Annotated in this window: 1 protein-coding gene; it reads left to right on the top strand. The window is 48.0% G+C overall.

The window, feature by feature from the left end:
- Positions 1 to 153: 153 nt before the first annotated feature.
- The coding region (locus AB9F29_RS21380; RefSeq protein ID WP_369757185.1) for a nucleoside-diphosphate kinase at positions 154 to 396 on the top strand (243 nt) is incomplete at its 3' end.

The raw sequence follows: 396 nt of genomic DNA on the forward strand, positions 1-396 counted from the left end.
TAAGATATATCAGAAATTTTCAACATGGGCGGGGTTTGCCTCATTGTGAGGGCGCGGTCAATCGCCGCTTTTCAACCGAGAAAGGGCATGCTAGCAGAGCGGCGATATTTTCGCTGGCTTTTGCCTGATTGTACAAACCGATAGGAGCCCATCATGGCTGTTCAACGCTCTTTCTCTATCATCAAACCAGACGCTACAAAACGCAACCTTACAGGCGCAATTGCAGCAAAATTCGAAGAAGCCGGCCTGCGCATCGTTGCATCCAAGCGCATTCAAATGACACTTGCTAAAGCAGAAACATTCTATGGCGTGCACTCCGAGCGTCCTTTCTTTGGCGAACTTTGTGAATTCATGATCTCCGAGCCAATTGTTGTTCAAGTTCTTGAAGGCGAAGAC

Source organism: Falsihalocynthiibacter sp. S25ZX9 (genome assembly GCF_041205405.1).
Lineage (GTDB): Bacteria > Pseudomonadota > Alphaproteobacteria > Rhodobacterales > Rhodobacteraceae > Falsihalocynthiibacter > Falsihalocynthiibacter arcticus.